The organism is Colwellia marinimaniae (genome assembly GCF_002207865.1).
Lineage (GTDB): Bacteria > Pseudomonadota > Gammaproteobacteria > Enterobacterales > Alteromonadaceae > Colwellia > Colwellia marinimaniae.
The window spans coordinates 1-333 of record NZ_BDQM01000172.1 but is presented as its reverse complement, the minus strand read 5'-3'; the positions used below and the strand labels follow the sequence as shown (position 1 = coordinate 333).

General features: G+C 43.8%; 1 protein-coding gene. It reads left to right on the top strand.

Going from position 1 to position 333, the window contains the following annotated elements; genetic code table 11:
* Positions 1-182: 182 nt before the first annotated feature.
* Positions 183-333 (top strand): YlcI/YnfO family protein (locus tag MTCD1_RS18765; protein WP_088569006.1); only part of this gene is annotated, 151 nt, incomplete at its 3' end.

Below are 333 nucleotides of genomic sequence, written 5' to 3'. Positions count from 1 at the left end.
CCGGAAAGGACCCGTAAAGTGATAATGATTATCATCTACATATCACAACGTGCGTGGAGGCCATCAAACCACGTCAAATAATCAATTATGACGCAGGTATCGTATTAATTGATCTGCATCAACTTAACGTAAAAACAACTTCAGACAATACAAATCAGCGACACTGAATACGGGGCAACCTCATGTCAACGAAGAACAGAACCCGCAGAACAACAACCCGCAACATCCGCTTTCCTAACCAAATGATTGAACAAATTAACATCGCTCTTGAGCAAAAAGGGTCCGGGAATTTCTCAGCCTGGGTCATTGAAGCCTGCCGTCGGAGACTAACGT